This window comes from Parapedobacter sp. 2B3 (genome assembly GCF_041925275.1).
In the GTDB taxonomy this organism is placed as follows: domain Bacteria; phylum Bacteroidota; class Bacteroidia; order Sphingobacteriales; family Sphingobacteriaceae; genus Parapedobacter; species Parapedobacter pyrenivorans_A.
The window spans coordinates 302292-323795 of record NZ_JBHEUZ010000002.1; the positions used below are offsets into that span (position 1 = coordinate 302292).

General features: G+C 53.2%; 9 protein-coding genes. All 9 read left to right on the plus strand.

Annotation, left to right across the window (positions count from 1 at the left end; all coding sequences use genetic code 11):
- Positions 1–219: 219 nt before the first annotated feature.
- Complete coding sequence (locus tag ACEVG1_RS03630) at positions 220–2160, plus strand: KUP/HAK/KT family potassium transporter (RefSeq protein ID WP_374742199.1); 1941 nt, start codon at positions 220–222, stop codon at positions 2158–2160.
- A 140-nt stretch (positions 2161–2300) separates the two neighbouring features.
- The gene (locus ACEVG1_RS03635; RefSeq protein WP_374742200.1) at positions 2301–2438 is read left to right on the plus strand and encodes a hypothetical protein; all 138 of its coding nucleotides are present in this window, start codon (positions 2301–2303) and stop codon (positions 2436–2438) included.
- 117 nt (positions 2439–2555) lie between these two features.
- Complete coding sequence (locus tag ACEVG1_RS03640) at positions 2556–6668, plus strand: two-component regulator propeller domain-containing protein (protein WP_374742201.1); 4113 nt, start codon at positions 2556–2558, stop codon at positions 6666–6668.
- 115 nt (positions 6669–6783) lie between these two features.
- Positions 6784–9945, plus strand: coding sequence for a SusC/RagA family TonB-linked outer membrane protein (locus ACEVG1_RS03645; RefSeq protein WP_374742202.1), 3162 nt, complete (start codon positions 6784–6786; stop codon positions 9943–9945).
- Between the two features lie 37 nt (positions 9946–9982).
- Complete coding sequence (locus ACEVG1_RS03650) at positions 9983–11683, plus strand: RagB/SusD family nutrient uptake outer membrane protein (RefSeq protein ID WP_374742203.1); 1701 nt, start codon at positions 9983–9985, stop codon at positions 11681–11683.
- Between the two features lie 213 nt (positions 11684–11896).
- Positions 11897–14335 (plus strand): sugar-binding domain-containing protein, encoded by a 2439-nt coding sequence (locus ACEVG1_RS03655; protein WP_374742204.1) that lies wholly within the window; start codon positions 11897–11899, stop codon positions 14333–14335.
- 651 nt (positions 14336–14986) lie between these two features.
- Entirely contained in the window at positions 14987–18160 is a 3174-nt protein-coding gene (locus ACEVG1_RS03660) for a SusC/RagA family TonB-linked outer membrane protein (protein ID WP_374742205.1), read from the plus strand.
- 17 nt (positions 18161–18177) lie between these two features.
- A complete protein-coding gene (locus ACEVG1_RS03665) occupies positions 18178–19902 on the plus strand; it encodes a RagB/SusD family nutrient uptake outer membrane protein (protein ID WP_374742206.1) in 1725 nt (574 codons plus the stop codon).
- A 31-nt stretch (positions 19903–19933) separates the two neighbouring features.
- Positions 19934–21484 (plus strand): family 43 glycosylhydrolase, encoded by a 1551-nt coding sequence (locus ACEVG1_RS03670; protein WP_374742207.1) that lies wholly within the window; start codon positions 19934–19936, stop codon positions 21482–21484.
- Positions 21485–21504: the final 20 nt, after the last annotated feature.

The following is a 21504-nucleotide window of genomic DNA, read 5'->3' on the forward strand; positions in this document are numbered from 1 at the left end:
TTATAAAATCTTTATACCTTAGTTTCTTTCTTTGTAGAGAAATAACTACGACCTTGGTGGCGGCAAAACTTCGTGCCTTTTGGAGCCACTTGCCCGCATTGAGCGAAGCGTGCTGACGCATCGGTTTCTGCCGAAAGGGGCATGGGGTACAGAATCATTACCGAAAGAGGCGTGGGCTAGCGGCTCCAATAGAAGGTTAACGGAATTTCACAGCGAATCATGAAAAAGCATTTCCATGGCCACCCACTCACCGCAGCGGGCTTGCTAGTAGCGCTTGGTATTATTTATGGCGATATAGGCACTTCCCCGCTTTACGTTTTCAAAGCGATTATCGGGTCGGAACCCATCGACCCTGATTTGATATATGGAGGGTTATCCTGTATTTTCTGGACACTGACGCTGCAGACGACCCTCAAGTATGTCATCATCACGCTGCGGGCTGATAATAAAGGCGAGGGCGGTATCCTTTCGTTGTTTTCGCTGGTAAGGAAACGGGGTCTTTGGGTGGTGTTTCCGGCTATGCTCGGTGGTGCCGCCCTATTGGCCGACGGGATGATCACACCTGCCATTACCATTTCTTCGGCCATTGAAGGATTGGATATCTTTTATCCCGGTTTACAGACCGTTCCCGTCGTGCTGGTTATCGTCGTTGCCCTTTTTTCCGTGCAGCGTTTCGGTACGGCCATTGTGGGTCGGCTATTCGGCCCGGTGATGTTTCTATGGTTCTCGATGCTGGCGGTACTTGGGTTCTCCCATCTTTTAAGTGAACCGGCGGTACTGAAGGCCATCAGCCCACATTACGCCATCCAAACCATTATTTCACACCCGAACGCCATCTTGATCATCGGTGCGGTCTTCCTTTGCACCACAGGTGCCGAAGCGTTGTATTCGGACCTTGGTCATTGCGGGCTCAAGAACATTCGGATTTCCTGGATATTCGTGAAGCTATGTTTGCTATTGAGCTATTTCGGGCAGGGCGCATGGCTGCTTGGACATGAAGGCGTAACACTTGATGGAGGCAACCCGTTTTATAAAGTGATGCCTACATGGTTTTTGCCTTACGGGATTTCAATCGCAACGATTGCCGCTGTCATTGCCAGCCAAGCGATGGTTTCGGGCGCGTTTACGTTGGTGTCTGAGGCCGTCCGTCTAAACTTATGGCCAAAGGTGCGGATTGTCCATCCCAATTTGTTGAAAGGGCAGCTTTATGTACCGTCTGTAAATTGGATTTTGCTGATCGGCTGTATACTGGTCATCTTGGTATTCCGCGAATCGGCCCGGATGGAAGCGGCATATGGACTGGCCATCAATATCAGCTTCATGGTTACCACCGTGATGATGACGGTTTTCCTTCTCCAGCGACGTGTATCAAAATTCCTCGCTTTCAGCTTCCTCGTAGTCTATCTGCTTATTGAGGTTGTCTTTTTCGTGGGCAATGTATCGAAATTTTCACACGGTGGTTGGCTCACGCTGCTGATTACGGCCGTGGTGTTTACTGTGATGTTGTGCTGGTGGTGGGCGCGGAAGATCAAGAACCGACATACACGGTTTGTGACAATTGAAAAATACCTGCCTATCATCTCGGAGATTGGCATGGACACATCCATCCCGCTGTATGCCTCCCAACTGGTTTACCTGACCAGTGCAAACTTCGATTCTGAGATTGAGGAAAGTATTATTTATTCTATCATCAGAAAGAAGCCAAAACGGGCAGACGTCTATTGGTTAGTGCATGTAGATGTAACCGACGCACCGTACACAGGTAAGTATGAAGTGACACATTTAATTCAGGGTAAGGTGATCCGGGTTGATTTCCGGTTGGGCTTCCGTGACGAGCAGCGCATCAGCGTGCTTTTCCGCGAGGTTGTACAGGACCTGGTTGCCAATGGTGAGGTGGACATCAAAAGTAATTTTGAGACGCTGCGACGGCACAAATTGGATGGGGATTTTCGTTTTGTGGTACTGGAGCGTGTATTGTCCAGCTCGCCGGAGTTTAGCTTTCCCGAACGGATCGTATTGGATATATACAGTGTATTGCGAACATTCAGCCTTTCGGAAGAAAAGGGATTTGGTTTGGATTCCAGCTTCGTAACGGTGGAAAGGGTCCCGCTGATGGCTCCTGTGCAACCGCAACAGGGAAAACTAAAAAGAATGAAATAGGTCTTTACTCGTCGCGTTCGAATAGGTTCCTCACTCATCCATATTTTTTCAAACCTGCTTCTCCATAGGAGCAGGCTTTTTTATATAGCCGAATAATCAGAGATGGTAGTAAACATAGCCTTTTTAATTGTATTGATGTCGTGCGCTTTCCGATATATCTGGAGGCAGATGACTACATTACGCATAGACTGCCGTTTTCCAGGCTGCGCGAACAGTTCGATACGGTAGTGAACCCCACTGCATTGGCCATCAAAACGATCGTAGACATGGGCGCATAGCTGATGCGCGATGATACTTGACTTTAAGCGTAAGCGGCAGACCCCTTTTTATTGATGCCTTAAAATAAACTTAAGGAAATCAATAATTTCACTAAGTTTGCTGGTAAAAGCTAACCCATGTGGGCGAAATTCGTTATCGCGTTTATCTTATTTTTAGTTACCCTGCCTGTTGCCCACGGCAAAGCGGTGCCGCCGTCCATGCTTATCCCGCACCACTACACGAGCCAGGAGGGGCTTATCTTCGACAACGTGAACGGCATCGCGCAAGACCGTGCCGGTTTTATCTGGGTGGCCACCGAAGACGGGCTGAGCCGATTCGATGGCAAATCATTCTACAACATCAAATACGATGTCCGCTCGCCGCAGGGGCTGGCAGGCAACTACATCGCACAGCTTTACACCGACGTGCAAGGTAACCTCTGGGTCACCTCACGAAACGGCATCAGTAAATACGACGTATCCAGCGAATCGTTTACCCACTTCGAATTGGCATCAACCCGCGACAGCCGGTTTAAGTCGGATGTGAGCTCGGTAAGCCGGTCGACCAGCAACAACGAGCTATGGATCTCGTCAAACGGGCGTGGATTCTACCGGTTCAACAGCACCACCGGTGGTTTCCTCCGGTATACCACGGAAAGCCTGCCGGGCCTCAGCTCCAATATGGTCACCCGTGTATACGACGATGGCAAAGGACACCTGTGGGTGGGTACACAGGACAACGGGGTGCAGGTATTTGCCATTCGCCCCGATGGATTGGTGCTGGATAGCCAGCTATCGGTACTCCAACGGGAAAACCGGTATTGCCGTGTGCACCATATCTACGAAGATGCGGCCAACCGGGTATGGGTGGCTACCGATAACGGGCTGCTGGTTTACGATCGGCATACGGCAAAACACCGCTGGTTCCACGCCAGCCAGCTCAACCTGCCCAGCAACCGGTTCCTTTCACTGGCTGCCGACGGCGATGACCAGCTCTATGTGGGCATGGAAGATGGCGGCGTGTACCGCTTCCGCATCACAGCTGTACCGACAGTTGGTTTGGTATCTATGCCACTGATCGCAGATGCCAACTACCAAGCGGCGCTCACCGAACGTTCGGTGCCCGCGCTGTTCATAGACCGCGATGGCAACCTATGGGTCGGCACATCGGGCGATGGCCTTTTCCTGACCGCCAAACCCAAATACAACTTTGCCCAATTCGGTGCCGGCGCCCCATGGCCTGCCAACTTCCCCAACATCCGCTATTATGGTTTGGCCGAAGACGGGCAGGGAAACCTGTTCGTGGGCACAGACGGTCATGGCCTATTCAAATTCGATACCCAAAACCGATTGGTGAAGCATTATACCGCGTGCGGCCACGTAGGCTGCTTAACGGATAATGCCCTGCTGTATGCCTATCGCGACCGACAGAACCGGATCTGGTTTGGCACCTATAATGGCGGCCTGCTGCAGTACCGGTCCAAAACGGACGACTTTCGCGCCTATCGCTTCGATGCCGCTGTGGAAGGATTTTCCGGCGGAAACGATGTACGTGTGGTGTTCGAAGACCACCGCGGGCAGCTGTGGATCGGTACGAACGGCGGAGGCCTTAACCGCCTCAATGAGAACACCGGACGGTTTACCCGCTACTTGCAAACCAATAGCGGCATTCCTGCCAATGATATCCGCGCGGTGGCCGAAGACCGAAACGGGGACCTTATCGTAGGTACCTACGGTGCCGGAATTACCTTCTTCGATCCGCAGAAGGAACAGTTTGGGCTGCCGCATCACGAAGCGCTTTACGAGCGTTTGAAGAATGAGGTGATTTTTGCGCTGCACGTAACCGACGATAACCACCTTTGGATCGCCACGGAGAGCATGGGCTTGTTGGTATACGACCTGGGTTTGCAGCGTGTGGTACGCCATATCGACGAACGCAACGGCTTGGCCAGCAATACGGTGCTCAGCATCCAGTTCGATGGGGCGGGCAATTGCTGGCTGAGTACCAACAAGGGGCTGGCTAAAATCATGCGGCAACAGGAGCTCGTGTTCAACTTCGGCCATTCATCGGGCATCCAATCGGGTATCTTCAACCCCAACTCGGCGCTTTTCAGTGCACACCGGAACCAACTTTTCTTCGGCGGTACGGGGGGGCTCACGTATTTTTCACCACCGAAAGTGGCCCGCCAGTCTTCCGATAGCCCGGTAACGCTTACGGGCATCGCTATCTTCGGCCAGCCGGTGCAGGTTGGGCTCCCGCAAGACCGACCCCTGCTTGCCCATGCGCTGAACGAAACCAGTTCCATCACGCTGGGTCCCTCGCAAACCACGTTTACCATCCATTACTCATCACTCGAATATGGGTATGCAGACGAACTTCAATTTGCCTATAAACTCGCGGGCCTCGATGCCGAATGGAACAGTGCCGGCCACCAGCGGTCAGCCACGTACCGCTACTTGCCGCCCGGTGAATATACCTTTGCGGTAGGGGTGGAGAGCGGCGGGGTCGTGCGCCCGGACAGCGTGAAAACGCTGCGCATCGTCGTCCTTCCGCCGTGGTACCGCACATGGTGGGCCTACCTTGGCTACCTGGCCATTGCCACCGTTATCTACGCCTACTACCGGAGGTACCGGCGCCAAAGGGCTGCACTGAAATACGAGCTGGCCATCGCAACGATTGAACGTGAAAAGGAAAAGGAATGGAACGAGTTGAAGATCAATTTCTATACCCGCCTTTCGCATGAATTTCGATCGTCGCTCACCTTGATACTCAACCCGGTGAAAGACCTGTTGGGCAGCAATCCGCCACCGCAATTGGAGCCCTACGTAAGTACGCTGCATGCCAACACCGCCCGGCTGCTGCGCCTGGCCGATCAGGCATTGGCCGTCCGGCAGGATGAACTGATCAGCGAAAATGTAACGCTAAGCGAGTTTGACGTGGTGCAATTGATTCGCGAAGTGATCGATTGCCTGACCAACTTGGCGGCAAAGAAAAAAATCGGGCTCATCCTGCACGCCACGACCGATCGCCTTTCCGTTTGGTCCGATCGTGAAAAATTGGAAACCATCATTTTCAACCTCCTGTTCAATGCGGTTAAGTTTACCGACCGGGGTGGGGTAACCGCTACGGTCAAACTGGGTGCGGAAGGCCAATTCGAAATGGAGGTCGCCGATACGGGTTGTGGGGTAGCCGAAACGGTGGGCTCGCGCCTATTCGAGCAGTATTACCATTTGTCTGCAGCAGACCCGCAGCTTCCAAAAGGGTTTGGCGTGGGGCTGTGGCTCGTTAAATCGCTGGTAGAGCTGCTTAGCGGAACGATTTCCTATACGAGTAGGCCGGGGCACGGCACCGCATTTACCATACAGCTGCCGCCCCATCGTGAGGCTGTGGAGGCCGATAGGGCCTCCGCCGACCGAGACAACATTTCCAATACGGTGGCCAGGACCATCACCCGGACTGCTACGGTATCCAAGATTTTGGTGGTTGAAGACGACCTCGAATTGGCAAAGTACCTTAAATCTGAATTTGAAACCGAGTATACGGTGTGGCTGGCCGACAACGAAAGCGACGCATTGGAGATCGTGGCGGCCGAAATGCCGGATATCATTGTCTGCGACATCATGCTGGCCGGTGGCAACGGTCTCCACTTCTGCCAAGCCGTACGGCAAAACACCCGCTGGAAACACATCCCCGTGTTGCTGATGACCGCCACGAAAGGTACTGAAATACAAATCGACGGGATTGAAAACGGGGCCGACGATATCCTCGTCAAACCGTTTGATAAAGGGGTGTTGCAAGCCAAGGTAAAAGCCCTGTTGCAGCGCAACCAAAACCTCCGCGACTATTTCCTAAACCACGTGACCGATGCGATGGGGTACCAGAAGATAGCGCCCGAAGACAAGGCCCTGCTCGATAAATGTATAGCCATCGTAGAATCGCGGCTCACCGACGATGCCCTTACGGTGCAGGTGCTGGCTGACGAATGCGGGATGACCTACGCCACGCTTTCCAATAGGATGAAAGAAATAAACCAGCAGACCCCGAATACGCTCATCCGTACGGTGCGTTTGCACAAAGCTGCCCAGCTGTTGCTCACCACCGATGCCACCGTCTATGAAGTGGCTTACCAGGTGGGTATCAAAGACCTCAAATACTTCCGCGAACAATTTGCCAAGCTGTACCGCCTCAACCCCTCCGAATTTGTGAAAAAATACCGTAAGCCGTTTCACGAAACCCTGCATTCCAACTAGTTTTGGGCCCTAATTAAAAATTATCCCCCTCTATTTTCGTTTTTACCCCTCACGCGATATGCTCGCTATGGCGGAGTTTTGTAGGGAATTGTAAACCAACCAAATTGTAAACATTATGGTTAAACATGTACAGCGTGCATTTCGATGCAACAACAAAATGGGGCGGCTGGCCAGCCTATTGCTTACGGGCTGCCTCGTCGTACCGGCCGTAACATCGGCCAGTGGCTGGCTCCCCCGCGTCCATGGGGTAGGGTATGCTTCGGCAATAGTGCAAACCTCCGTATCGGGCGTGGTGCGAGACGCCGCGGGCAATCCGATGGCGGGCGTTACCGTTTCCCTGAAGGGGGCGGGAACCACCACCACAACGGACGATGCCGGCCGATACCAGCTCGCACTCGGTGCCGGGGATGAAGTCATCGTTTTCAGCTTTGTGGGCTTCGTCACACAGGAAGTGGCCATCGATGGCCGAATCGCCACCACGCACACCACCCGTGATGTGGTGTTGGAAGAAGATGCCCAGGCCCTTGACGAAGTGGTGGTAGTGGGTTACGGCACCCAAAGCCGTGCCACGGTAACAGGCTCCGTATCCGAAGTGAAGGGGGCAGCGTTGATCAAAAGTCCGCAGCCCAACCTATCCAATTCGCTCGCGGGCAGGTTCTCCGGGCTGGTGGCAACCAACCGCGGCGGTGAGCCCGGCTACGACGGCTCGCAACTCCGCATCCGCGGCGTATCCACCACCGGCAACACCGATGTGCTCGTGGTCGTAGACGGCGTGCCCGGGCAAGTGGGTGGGCTGGAGCGGCTCGACCCCAACGACATCGAAAGCGTTACCGTGCTCAAGGATGCGGCTGCAGCCGTGTATGGCAGCCGGGCGGCAAATGGCGTTATCCTGGTCACCACGCGCAAAGGACAATCGGGTAAACCCACAGTCTCCTATTCCTTCAACCAAGGGTTCTCCTCGCCTACACGCTTACCATCAATGGCCGATGCCGCTACCTATGCGGCGATACGCAACGAAATCGATTATTACAGCAACCCCGATGGGGGCATGAACCAATTCTACAGCGAAGCGGATATCCAGAAATTCAGGGATGGGTCCGATCCCGGCCGTTTCCCCAATACCGACTGGCAACAGGAGGTACTCGCCAACACGGCCCTCCAGAACCAGCATAGCCTATCGGTATCGGGCGGCTCCGATCGCACGCGGTATTTCGTGTCGGCAGGTACGTTGATGCAGGACGGCCTGTTCAAAGAAGGCGTTACCAAATACAACCAATATAACTTCCGCTCCAACATCGATATGGACGTGACCGACCGCTTCAAGGCGGGCCTATCGCTGGCCGGAAGGGAAGAAAAACGGCGCTTCCCCACCGTAGGGGCGGGCGACATCTTCCGGAGCATCTACCGCGCGTATCCCACCATACCGGCCCGCTATGCCAACGGCTTGCCCAGTACGGGCATCGAAAACAATAACCCGGTGATGATGGTAACCGATGCGGGCGGCATGAACAACAACCCGAAACTGGTATTCAACGGCATCCTGCGGGCTTCCTATGACCTGCCCTTTCTCGAAGGGCTGATGTTAGACGGTTTCCTGGCCGTAGACAGGTCGCAGGAATCCGGCAAGAATTTCATTACCCCATACCTCGTGTATAGCCACGATGCTACGGCAGGAACGTACGAGCCCCGCACGGTAGGGGAGGCGCGCGCGCAGCTCCAGCATTTCCAGCAGAACACGGCACTCACCACCGCCCATATCAAGCTCAACTACGAGCAATCGTTTGGCAACCATAACGTCAAGGCGTTCGCCGCATACGAACAAAGTGAGCGGACGCTATCGCGCATCGAAGCCGGCAGGCGCAATTTCCCATCACCGCTCACGCCCGAACTCTCGCAAGGGGGTACCGCCCTCGAAGACCGTACCAACGCAGGGCTTAGCTGGCGCGAAAGCCGCGTGAGCTTCATCAGCCGGGCCAACTACGATTACAAACAGCGGTACCTGCTCGAAGTGCAGTTGCGCGTGGATGGCTCGTCCATCTTCCCCGACAATAGCCGCTTCGGCTATTTTCCCGGCGTATCTGCCGGCTGGCGCCTTTCGGATGAGGAGTGGTTCAATGCCGGATTTATCAACGACCTGAAGATCAGGGCGTCGTATGGCGAGCTCGGTGGCGATAACGTGGGTGCCAACCAGTTCATCAACAACTACCTCTTCAACAACACGTATACCATCGGCAACAGCATCTATGCGGGCATAGACCTCGCCAAGCTGGCCAACCCCAGCATCACATGGGAAGTGTCGAAGAAGACCGATGTGGGCTTTAACGCACGGCTGTTCGACAGGTTCGACCTGGAGTTCATCTATTTCAACGAAAACCGGTCGGGCATCCTGTTGCCGCGCAATGCGTCTATTCCCGGTGTAACGGGTATCGTAAACCCGCACGGTAGCGACCCGTTGGTGCCGTCAGAAAACATCGGCAAGGTAGACAACCACGGCGTAGAGGCTACCCTAGGCTACCAGCACCGTGGGACCATTGATTTTGGCGTTGCCGGCAACATGACGTTGGTGAAGAGCAATGTGGTGTTCCGCGATGAGGCCCCCGGTATTCCGGCGCATCAACGTGAAACGGGCAACCCCCTCAATACCTACCTGCTTTACCGCACCATCGGCATCTTCCGCACAGCGGAAGACCTCGATAGCTATCCGCATGTGCCGGGAGCAGGGCTGGGCGACTTGATTTTCGAAGACTACGACCAGAACGGCGAAATAACCGCCGATGACATGGTGCGTACCGACCTGGGCAACATCCCCCAGCTTACCTTCGGGCTTACCCTCAATGCCAGCTACCGCAATTTCGACATCTCGGCCGTACTGTCTGGCCAGGGTAAATCTCGCCAGTATATCCTCTCCGAGGCGGGCACGATAGGGAATTACTTCAACACGTGGGCCGAAAACCGGTGGAGCCCCAACAACCCCGACGGCTCGTACCCGAAGGTCAACGAGCGGGCCTCATCGGCCATCAGTGGTGGACTGTACCGCAATGACTTCTGGCTGTTCAATACGGCATTTGTACGGTTGAAAAACATCGAGCTGGGCTATACGCTGCCCGAAAGCCTCGTACAGCGTGTAGGCCTTGGCCGCGTCCGCGTCTATGGCAGCGGTTTTAACGTGTTTACGGTAACCGGGCTGAAAGACTTCGATCCCGAGGGATCGAGCGAAAGTGGGCAGTTCTACCCCCAGCAGCGGATTTTTAACCTGGGAATCAACGTGAGCTTTTAACAGGGCTCCTTTTGACAGCTATTAAATTACCCTAGCAATGAACGCATTGAAAAGAGTATATCTGATGATGGGCATCACGGGCATCGCCGCCCTTGCTGCCTGCAATAATGACTTTCTGGACGTGGTACCCACGGACAGGGTATCGGACGCTGCGATCTTGTCCGATTCCGTATTGTTTGAATCTTTCGTAGTAAACCGGTACATGGGTGTGCGGCTTACCGATAAGGAAGCAGAAGGTACGCCGCCGGGATTCGGCCGCGGGTTCGAATATGCCATGTGGTCGTCGCTCACCGACGAATCGGTCTATAACAACGACGACAACACGTGGCTCATCCAACGGGGGCAGCTCTCGCCAGAAAATACGGGCATCGCCGGAACCCTCTGGAAACGGAGTTACCGCAGCATTCGCGAATGCAACTACGCACTGGCCAATATTGGTGAGGTACCCATGAGCGAGGCGCGCAAGAATTGGCTTATCGCCGAGCTGAAATTTATCCGCGCCTTCCGTTACCACGACCTCATCCGCAACTACGGCGGTGTACCGCTGCTGGGCGATAAGGTGTACCAACTGAATGACGACATGACCGACCCGGCACTCTTCGAGCGCCAGGACCTGCAAGCCTGCATTTCCTATGCGATGGCCCAGTTGGATGAAGCCGCCGCCGGGCTACCCGCATCGAATGGTTCGTCGTGGCAGTTGGGGCGCGCTACCGCGGGCGCCGCAATGGCGCTGAAATCGCGCCTGGCGCTATACGCCGCCAGTCCGCTGTACGATGCAGGTAGTTGGGAAGACGCGGTGAATGCCGCCGTGGCCGTTATCGGCCTCAACAAATACAGCATCTCCCAAAACGGGTACCGCGAGCTCTTCCGTACGGCGTCTACTGACAACGAGATCATCTTTGCAAGGTACTACTCCGTTGGTGCGCGCCACGTACCCATGGAAATTGCCAACGGATCCAACGGCCACGGCGGGTGGGGCGGCAATGTACCGCTGCAAAACCTGGTTGATTCGTACCGGATGGCCAACGGCAAAGCCATTGACGAGGAGGGCTCCGGTTACGACCCGCAACACCCGTATGAAAACCGCGATCCGCGTTTCTATGCCACCATCCTCTACAACGGGGCGCAATACCGCGGCAGGGCCATCGAAACGTTTGTGCCCGGTGGCCGCGATAGCCGCGAGGGGGCCGACAACTGGAACACCAGCCGCACCGGCTATTACCTCCACAAGTTCATTGACGAGGAAATGCCCATCAACAACCCATGGAACATCGCCGGCCTGCAACCGTGGATTTATTTCCGGTATGCCGAAATCCTGCTCAATTTTGCAGAATCGGCAAACGAGGCCGTTGGGCCTGATGCCGTGCCGGCGGGCGCACCCTTCAGTGCGCGTGAAGCGCTCAACCAAATCCGCGCCCGCGCGGGTGTGGAAATGCCTGCCATACCGCAGGGGTTAAGTACCGATGCGTTCCGTGAGCTGGTGCGTTACGAACGCCGCATCGAACTGGCATTCGAAGAACACCGTTTCTATGACGTGCGGCGGTGGCTTATCGCCGAAGACACGGAAAACGTACCCGCCTACGGCATTGAAATCACCCGTAGCGGAAATGCCTTCAACTACGAGCGTAAAGTGGCGCTAGACGGCCGGCAGTTCCTGCCAAGGCACTATTGGCTGCCCATCCCGCGGGAGGAAATCCTCGCCTCGAACGACCAACTGCAACAGAACCCCGATTATTGATGTTAAATTTGTATTGAACCCAGATTATTCATTAGCTTTCGTGATGAGGGCTGTAACTACAATAAAGTCAGGATGTTTGGAGGCTGAGGCATAGCAGCGCTATGTGAGGCCGAAAACATCAGCGAAGCAACTGAATTTGAAGTAGTTTCAGCACGTAATAGAAGTGCTAATGAATATTCTGGGTTGAACCATAGCAAAAGCGAGGAAGTAACCATGAGATTGACGATCTGTTTTTTTGTGGCCTGTATCACGATGGGGCTTGGGCCTGCCCATGTATATGGACAACCCGGATTCGGCCACGCCGAGAAAATAAACGACGGTTGGGCATTCAAACTCGGTGACGTGCCTGAAGGCGAACAACCCGGCGAACCCGACCGTTCATGGGAACGATTGGACCTGCCGCACGACTGGTCGGTAGGGCAGCCGCTCAGCCCTACGCTGGCCAGCGCCACCGGCTACCTGCCGGGCGGCATCGGTTGGTACCGTAAAACCCTCAGCGTGCCCAGCGACTACCGCGGGCAGCAGCTGTACATTTACTTTGAGGGCGTATACAACCACAGTGAGGTGTTCATCAACGGACAGTCGCTTGGCAAACGCCCCAACGGTTACATCTCGTTTATGTACGACCTAACCCCACACATCCGGTATGGCCAGGAAAACGTACTGACCGTACGGGTAGACCACAGCCAAGACGCCGATTCGCGCTGGTACACGGGCTCCGGTATTTACCGCGATGTATGGTTGGTACGGGCAGCGCCCGTGCATCTCGAACTGTGGGGTGTATATGCGTATCCTACCGTAGACCGGAATAAAGGCACGTTGCACGTACAAGTGGCCGTGGCTAACCAATCCGCTTCGCCAGCAGACGTATCGATCGTCTCCGAACTGAAAGACCCGGCGGGCGCCACGGTAGCCAAAAAGACCACCAAAGCATCTATTGTAGCCGCTGGTCGTCAGGAAGTCCAATTGACGCTGGAGGTGAAAAACCCGGCGCTGTGGCAGTTGGATGATCCGAATCAATATACGTTAGAAACGGTCGTGCTGCGCGACGGTGGGCCCATCGATCAGTCGGCGGTTAAAACCGGATTCCGCACGTTTACCTTCGATCCCGACAAGGGCTTTGCCCTCAATGGCGAATGGATGAAGGTAAAAGGCGTATGCCTGCACCACGATGCGGGCGTGTTGGGGGCGGCGGTGTATCCCGAGGTTTGGCGCCGTCGGCTGCTGACGCTGAAGGAAGTCGGTGTGAATGCCATCCGGACCAGCCACAACCCCCAAGCGCCGGGGCTTTACGAGCTGTGCGACGAATTGGGCCTGTTGGTGATGAACGAGGCATTCGACGAATGGGAATTTCCCAAGCGGAAGTGGTTGGAGGGGTGGAACGTAGGTACACCCGGATTCCAGGGGGCTTACAGCTTTTTCGAAGAATGGGGTGAGCAGGACTTGGCCGATATGGTGAAACGCGACCGCAACCACCTCTCCATCTTTGCGTGGAGCATCGGCAACGAGGTGGACTACCCCAACGACCCGTATTCGCACCCGGTATTGGACGGCGATGAAAAAGACGGTGGCTTTACGCAGGCCACATTCGGTGGGTTCAAACCCGATGCGCCGGATGCCATGCGCCTCGGCGATATCGCGGAGCGCCTGGCCGCGGTGGTGAAAAAATACGACACCAGCCGCCCCGTTACCGCGGGGTTGGCCGGCGTGGCGATGTCGAACGAAACGGCCTACCCCGCCGCGCTCGATATTGCCGGTTATAATTATACCGAGAGCCGTTACCACGAAGACCACGAGCGATATCCCGACCGCGTAATCTACGGCAGCGAAAACCGCCATGATCTGGCCGCTTGGAAAGCGGTGCGCGATAACGAGCACATCTTCGGCCAGTTCCTTTGGACGGGCATCGACTACCTCGGCGAATCGGGCCGCTGGCCATCACGCGGGTTCTATTCCGGATTGCTTGACTTCGGCGGCTTCATCAAGCCACGTGGCTACTATCGCCAGTCGCTATGGGCCGATAAGCCGATGGTTTACATCGGGACCTACCCGATACGCAACCCATGGCAGCGACGCGTGTCGGTGGATGCGTGGCCCGTTTGGAATTATGCCGACGGCGATACCATCCGTGTGGTCAGCTATACCAATTGCGCCGATGTAAACCTGTTGCTCAACGGCGAGCCTATTGCTGCCGAGAAGCGGCTGGATGATGAAACCGGTGTCTATTATTGGGATGTCCCTTACCGGGCCGGTGCGTTGGAAGCCGTGGGTATCCACGATGGCAAAGAAGTGGTGCGAAACGCCATCCAAACGTCGCAACGCCCCCATAGGTTGGTTGCTTCGGTAGACCGGGCGCAACTCGGGCGCAACCATGAGGTTGCGCACCTAACCATCGAAATCGTTGATGAAGACGGCCTGCCCGTCACGCTTGCTGACGACAATATATCGGTACAGATCGATGGCCCGGCTAAATTACTGGGGCTCGAAGGCAGCAACAATACGGATATGAGTGACTATACAGATGATACGCACCGCGCATACCGCGGCAGGCTATTGGCCTACATCCTGTCAACCGGCGAATCAGGTACCGTAACGGTGCGGTGCACCAGTCCCTGGCTGGAACCGGTTACGGTGTCGTTGCAAGTAGAATGAATTGGAGTGCGTTGAAAAAGCGGTAGCGATCAACGGCATTATCGCTTTTTCAACGTATGTTTTTTGCCGAAAACTTTTCCGTATAATCGGCTTTCCTTTGCCTGAACTTTCTAACATCAGCATCCGTTACCCCGTAAGATTTCATGAAGCCAGCGGTCTTCGTATCGGTTACATCACTGTCTAACAAATTGTCAATATAATCCAAGGAAAGATTTGGAGTGGCTACATCGGTTAGTTACGTTATCCAATATCAATCGCATAATTTACTCCATCTTTTTAACAAAAATAGACCTTAACAGGCTTAGTTCCAAATTCCCGTCCCCCCTCACATCTGCGCTGCTTGAGCAATGGCACGAAGGCATGTCCAAATGGGTATGGACCTTCGCCGGGAACGCGCGCCTTCAGTTCCCGATAACGGGTAGTCGTTCATATAGGACCGACTATCGCGTTTCTTTGCTAAATCGAAAACCGGTGTTACAAAATTAAAAGCCGGGGGTCCGATAAAAAGCGGCAATATATCATAATTATTTATATATGAGTTTGTTATGTCGTTTTTCGTCACCGTTCATATTTTAAAGAGATTGATACGATAACAAAATGCCGTGGGTTTTTAGACCGCGTATATTTGTTTCAGTTTTAAACCCAAATGATATGATAAGGAAAGCATTTTTGGCTATGCCACCTATTAAATTAAGCGTCGCCGTAGCTCGGAGTAACGCCCTACGCAGCGACTCACCATGTTCAAGAAGGAGCCTCTTGAAGCTGATTGTTTGGTTCATACCCCTGTTGGTTGCGGCGTTCAACTGTTATGCGCAGGAGGTCGTGATTAAGGGAACGGTCGCCAATAAAAAGGAAAATGTACCTCTTGAAGGGGTGTCCGTTCGGTCGAAAACGAATACCGTCATAACGAACGCTGACGGTACCTTCGTCGTCCCCACTTTTATCGGCGACGAATTGACCTTTACCTACGTGGGCATGGAAATCGAGACGTATACGGTGGAAAAAGACGTTTCAACTATCCACATTCAAATGACCGAGTCGGAAGATATGCTCCAAGATGTCGTGGTCACGGGGTACCAAACCGAAAGGAAAGCGGACCTCACTGGTGCTGTTTCGGTTGTGAAAATGTCAGACATCGAAAACAGTCCGCTCGGCAATCCGCTAAAATCGTTACAAGGCAGGATACCCGGTGTGTTCGTGACCACGGATGGCTCGCCGATGGGTGGCGCCACGGTGCGTATACGTGGAACGGGCACATTGGGAAACAATGACCCATTGTATGTGATAGACGGTATACCTACGCGGAAATCGCTCGCCTTTCTCAACCAAGACGATATCCTGTCTATGCAGGTACTGAAAGATGCATCATCGGCAACGATTTATGGATCTAGGGCAGCCAATGGCGTCATCATTATCACGACAAAGAAAGCGAAGGCGGGCTATTCAAAAATTGACGTCAGCACTTCGGTAAGCTTACAGGCGTATCAAACAAAGCCCAAGGTGCTTAATACGATTCAACGTGGAGAACGGTACTGGCAGGCCGCTGTCAACGACCGTTTCGACCCCAACAATAACCAGATATACCAGTACGACTGGAATAACGATTTCGATAACCCGGTATTGAACGAGGTCATACTGCCCGAGTTTATCGATCCCGACAAGACGATGCGGCCAGCCAATACCAATTGGTTCGACGAGATATCACAACCGTCGATCATACAATCGCATAACGTTTCCATGTCCAACGGCGGCGAAAAAGGCAGCTCGCTGTTTTCACTGAGCTATTACGATAACAAAGGCATCATCAAAGCCTCCTTCCAAAACCGGATGACAGCGAGATTCAATTCGGAATACCAGTTCTTCAAGGGTCGGCTGACGGTGGGTGAGAATTTTTCTGCGAGCTATACGAAACGTTCTACATCGCCCGGTGATGTCATGTTTTTTGCAACGGTACAGCAGCCCATCGTGCCCGTACGTACGGTTGACAACGGCTGGGGTGGCCCTGCGCCGGGGATGACTGACCGCCACAACCCGGTTCGGTTGATCGAGGATAACAAGCAAAACAAGGACCACATTTTTACGCCGTTTGGCAACGCGTATGTAACCTTTGAAATCATACCCGGCCTTCAATTTAGGTCTAGTTTTGGCATTGATGCAACAACCCAGTACTCCCGGAGGCTGAGGAAATCATACCGCTCGGGCTTCCTTTCCGATCCCGCAAACCAAGTCAGCATGTTGCAAGACAATGGATACACACTGACATTCCAAAACACGTTGAATTACACCAAAACATTCGACAAACACGCACTCAATGTGCTGCTTGGTGAGGAAGAAGTAAATAATGGTTTTCAGGATTTCAATGGCAGTAGGGAGGGGCTTGCGCTCGAAACGATCGACTACGCCTACCTCGATGCCGGATCGTCCAATGTGAATAATGGTGGTAGCGGTGGCGGCTACTCGTTGGTCTCTTTTTTCGGGAAGGCGCAGTATGTTTATGACAATAAATACCTAGCGTCGTTCACGTTGCGAAGAGACGGATCCTCCCGCTTCGGAAAGAATAACCGTTATGGAACGTTCCCTGCGTTTTCCGTCGGTTGGCGCATCAGTGAAGAAAAGGTGGTTCGCGAAAATCTTCCTTTTCTCTCCGATCTCAAACTGCGGTATGGTTGGGGGCAGGCAGGCAACCAGGAAATCAGCAACACCGCGGTGTATGGCATCTATAGGGCCATCTATGCCGGCGATCGTTTTTCGAACGATGGCGGGAGCGCGTATGATATCGCCGGCAATGACTCGGGGCAATTGCCTTCGGGCTTCGTAGCGCAACAGGCGGCAAACGAAAATTTGAAGTGGGAATCATCCACGCAGTCCAATGTCGGCATCGACTTCGGGTTTTTCAATAATACCCTCACGGGATCGGCAGACTACTTCGTGAAAAAAGCAACCGATATCCTGGTGTTACCCCCGCCCATCGCCGTATTGGGAGAGGGGGGCTCTTTTTATCAAAACGGTGCTTCCATGGATAATAAGGGCTTTGAATTGTTGTTGACCTACCAAGGCAGCGCTGGCAAGGATTTTTCGTATACGGTTAGTGGAAATGTAGCCACCTATCGAAACGAGGTCGTATACCTGCCATCTTCCGTGTTGACTGCCTATGCCGGCAATGGCACCGATAAGACCATCTTGGGTCGCTCCATAGGTTCATACTTCGGCTACGTAGCCGATGGTATTTTTAAAAGTCCGCAAGAAGTGGATAGTCATGCGGAGCAGATTGGAAAGGGCGTAGGCCGGATCCGTTTCAAAGACCTAAACAATGACGGGGTCATCAGCGACCTCGACCGCGATTACATCGGCGTTTCAGATCCATCATTTACCTATGGCGTCAACTTTTCAATGACGTGGAAAGCATTTGATCTCGCTTGTTTCGTACAGGCCGTAAGCGGTGGGAAAGTAAATCACCAATACAAGATTTACAGCGATTTCTCTTCGCTGTGGGTAGGCACCAACTGGGGCGCGCGTACCTTAGACGCATGGTCGCCCAGCAATAGTGCGTCTGATATACCTGCGGTGACCTTGTTGGATGCGAATAACGAAGCCCGGTTCTCTACCTATTTTCTAGAACCGGCATCTTATGTGAAATTGAGGAATCTCCAACTAGGGTATACGTTGAACACCATATACAAAGGCTTAAATGCCCGGGTATTCCTTGAAGGAGCTAATCTGCTCACCTTGAAGAACAAAAAATTTAGCGGGGCGGACCCCGAATCAGTGAATAACGGATATCCGATACCTTCTATTTACACCTTCGGATTAAATGTCTCCTTCTAACATTAAACCAAAAGACAATGACACGCTTTATATATATTATCTCATTATTGCTTTTCTTGTTCAGTTGTACAAAATTAGACAATGCTCCGCAGGGGATTATCGCTGATGAGCAACTGAATACGCCCGAAAACATCGATAAGCTCTGCATCGCCGCATACTCTGGATTGGGCAACGACTGGGGTTTTGCACCTTATGCGAGCCTATGGGTTACCGGTAGCGTCCGGAGCGACGAATCGTATAAGGGTGGCGACGGGGTGGGCGACCAGGATTTTATAAATGCCTTTGAGGTGTTCACCTTGAACCGGATAGATAACTGGGCAATGGACGTGATTTGGTACCGGCTGTATGTAGGTATCAAGCGCGTTAACCTCGCGATAGCCAAACTAAATGCCACGGATGAGCAGGCCTTTCCGGCAAAGGGGACGCGGTTAGCCGAGATGCGGTTCTTGAGGGGACACTTTTATTTCATGTTGAAAATCCTTTTCAAACACATCCCCTATATCGATGAAACCGTGTTACCCGAAGCCTATAGCTTGGTTTCGAACCGCGCTTTAACGAACGATGAGTTATGGAATGCCATTGAGGCGGAATTCGCCTATGCGGCAGAACACCTTCCTGATGTCCAAGATGAGGTGGGGCGGGCGAATAAATGGGCGGCAAAGGCTTATCAAGCGAGGGCGGTCTTATACCATGCCTATACCCAGGGGGATGATGACAATACGGTAACCGGCATCGACGCGGCAAAGCTGAACCAGGTCATTAGCTTATGCGACGACGTGATCGCGTCGGGTAAATATGCACTCAGTTCGGATTTCGCACATAATTTCTTGACAGCGTACGAAAATGGCCCTGAATCCATTTTCGCCATTCAGTTTTCGAAAGACGATGGAACGCCCGTTGGGCGGCTTGCCACCGGCGACTTCCTCAACTACCCGATGAACCCCGAATATGGGTGTTGTGGTTTCCATATGCCCAGCCAGCATATGGTCAACGCCTTCAAAACTTCGGCACAAGGACTCCCGCTGTTTGATACATTTGACAATACTGATATGCTACAGGGCGACGATTTCTTAACTTATACTTTTGACCCTAGGTTGGACCATACGGTAGCCATTGTGGGCCACCCTTACAAGTATGAGCCCGATTTCGTTTTCGCCAGATCATGGCTACGCGCTCCGGAAGTGTATGGACTGTACATGAGCATGAAAGAAACAGTAGCGGCGAGCGACCCTTCCTTTAAGAAGATGCCTCCCTTCATGTCGAGCTCGAAGAATCAGGATATCATCCGCTATGACGATATCCTGCTATACAAGGCGGAAGCCCTTATCGAACTGAATAGGCAAAACGAAGCATTGCCATTGATTAACCTGGTTAGGCAGCGGGCTATCAACAGTACCGGCCTATTGAAACAGGCTGATAATTCGTCGACCTCCAATTACCATATGGCCATCTATGTGCCTGGCGTGAATTGTACCTGGTCGAATGATTTTGCACGGAAGGCACTGCGGTGGGAACGTAAAATTGAGTTTTCGATGGAAGGATGGCGGTTTTTTGATTTGGTTCGCTGGGGAATTGCAGCGGAAACGCTGAATGCATATTTTGCGAAAGAAAAAACAAGACGCCCGCATTTGAATGTAGCCAATTTCGAGAAGGATAAGGACGAATATTTTCCTATCCCGTTAAACCAAATCAATTACAGCAGCGGCTTGTATGAGCAGAATCCCGGATGGGAACGGTTCTAAAGCTGAATTAAATTACGAAAAAAATAGTGTTATGAAAAGAAAAACCTTTTTGCGTGCGTCGGGTATGTTCCCTTTTTTTGCAGCCAGCATGGTTAAGGATCTCCAGGGTCATCCCGTGGCCGTTGCCAAGGGTAACGGCGCAGCCCATCCGCAACCAGATGCCCGGGATTTCTTCTATAAACCCATCAATGCATGGGCAGGTGATTTTATCCCCATGTATGCCGAAGGCAAGTTCCAGTTGTTTTACCTGCACGACTGGCGGAATGCCGAAAAGCATGGTGAAGGGGTGCCTTGGTTCCGGTTGTCAACGGCGGACTTCGTGACATTCGAAGAGCATGGTGAAGTCATCCCACGTGGCACTAAAGCGGAACAGGACCTATCCATATTTACCGGATGCGTATTGGAAGCCAACGGCAAGTACCATATATTCTACACGGGGCATAACCACCATCTGGCCAATGCTGGTAAACCCATGCAGGCCGTTATGCACGCCGTAAGCGATGACTTGCAGCACTGGACCAAGGTTCCGGAACACACATTTTTTGCCCCGACCGACCGGTACGAAATGCACGACTGGCGTGACCCGTTCGTGTTTTTTAACGACGAAACCGGGAAATACAATATGCTGCTTGCAGCGCGGTTTACCGAGGGGATACCGCGGCGGCGGGGGCTTACGGCCCTTTGCAGTTCCACAGATTTGGTAAAATGGGAAGTGGACGAGCCGTTTTATGCGCCCAACCAGTTTTTCACGCATGAGTGCCCGGACTTGTTCAAAATCGGCGATTGGTGGTATCTAATATTTTCCGAGTTTACGGATATCGTCGCCACCCGTTACCGGATGAGCCGTTCATTAAACGGTCCTTGGATCATCCCCCAGCAGGATACATTTGACGGACACGCTTTTTATGCGGCAAAAACCGCCACCGACGGGAAGGACCGGTTTATTTTCGGTTGGAACCCGACCCGGAGCGAGGATAAAGATAACGGCGCTTGGAATTGGGGCGGTAACCTGGTGGTGCACCAAATTCTTCAGCAGCCTAATGGGGAGCTCATTGTGCGTGCGCCCGACACGGTACGCAACGCTTTTTCGAAACCCCTGCGCCAGCAATTCAGGTCGAGCGGCGGAAAGCCCATGGGTCTACCGGAAGCCGTGGAGATCAAAGCGGAAGGTAGGTTTGATGCCGTTGCAGGCGGGGAGATGCCAAACACCTGCATGGTGGCCGCTACGGCCGTGTTTAGCAAAGCGCCGCGCGACTTCGGGATTATGCTCCGTTGCAGCGACGATCTCGAAAAGTCGTATTACATCCGGCTCGAACCGGAGCGGGAGAGGATGGTGTTTGACATGTGGCCACGTAAGGATAGCGTACTTAATCAAATGGTCGAGCTGGAACGCCAAGTCATCGTCGAACCAGGGAAACCCGTTGCCTTGGTGGTATTGATAGACGGCAACATGGGCGTGGTATATATCAATGATAGCGTCGCCATGAATTTCCGGGCATATGACCTGCCAGAAGGCAACTGGGGCTTCTTTGCAACGGATGGAACCGTGCGTTTTGAAAACATAACATTGGCCACGTTATAACGAGCTTCAAATCCTATGCA

Excerpts from the sequence above, each read along its gene's own strand:
- ACEVG1_RS03630 (WP_374742199.1), top strand. The coding sequence starts at position 220 with ATGAAAAAGCATTTCCATGGCCACCCACTCACCGCAGCGGGCTTGCTA.
- ACEVG1_RS03640 (WP_374742201.1), top strand. The coding sequence starts at position 2,556 with ATGTGGGCGAAATTCGTTATCGCGTTTATCTTATTTTTAGTTACCCTG.
- ACEVG1_RS03645 (WP_374742202.1), top strand. The coding sequence starts at position 6,784 with ATGGTTAAACATGTACAGCGTGCATTTCGATGCAACAACAAAATGGGG.
- ACEVG1_RS03650 (WP_374742203.1), top strand. The coding sequence starts at position 9,983 with ATGAACGCATTGAAAAGAGTATATCTGATGATGGGCATCACGGGCATC.
- ACEVG1_RS03655 (WP_374742204.1), top strand. The coding sequence starts at position 11,897 with ATGAGATTGACGATCTGTTTTTTTGTGGCCTGTATCACGATGGGGCTT.
- ACEVG1_RS03660 (WP_374742205.1), top strand. The coding sequence starts at position 14,987 with ATGATAAGGAAAGCATTTTTGGCTATGCCACCTATTAAATTAAGCGTC.
- ACEVG1_RS03665 (WP_374742206.1), top strand. The coding sequence starts at position 18,178 with ATGACACGCTTTATATATATTATCTCATTATTGCTTTTCTTGTTCAGT.
- ACEVG1_RS03670 (WP_374742207.1), top strand. The coding sequence starts at position 19,934 with ATGAAAAGAAAAACCTTTTTGCGTGCGTCGGGTATGTTCCCTTTTTTT.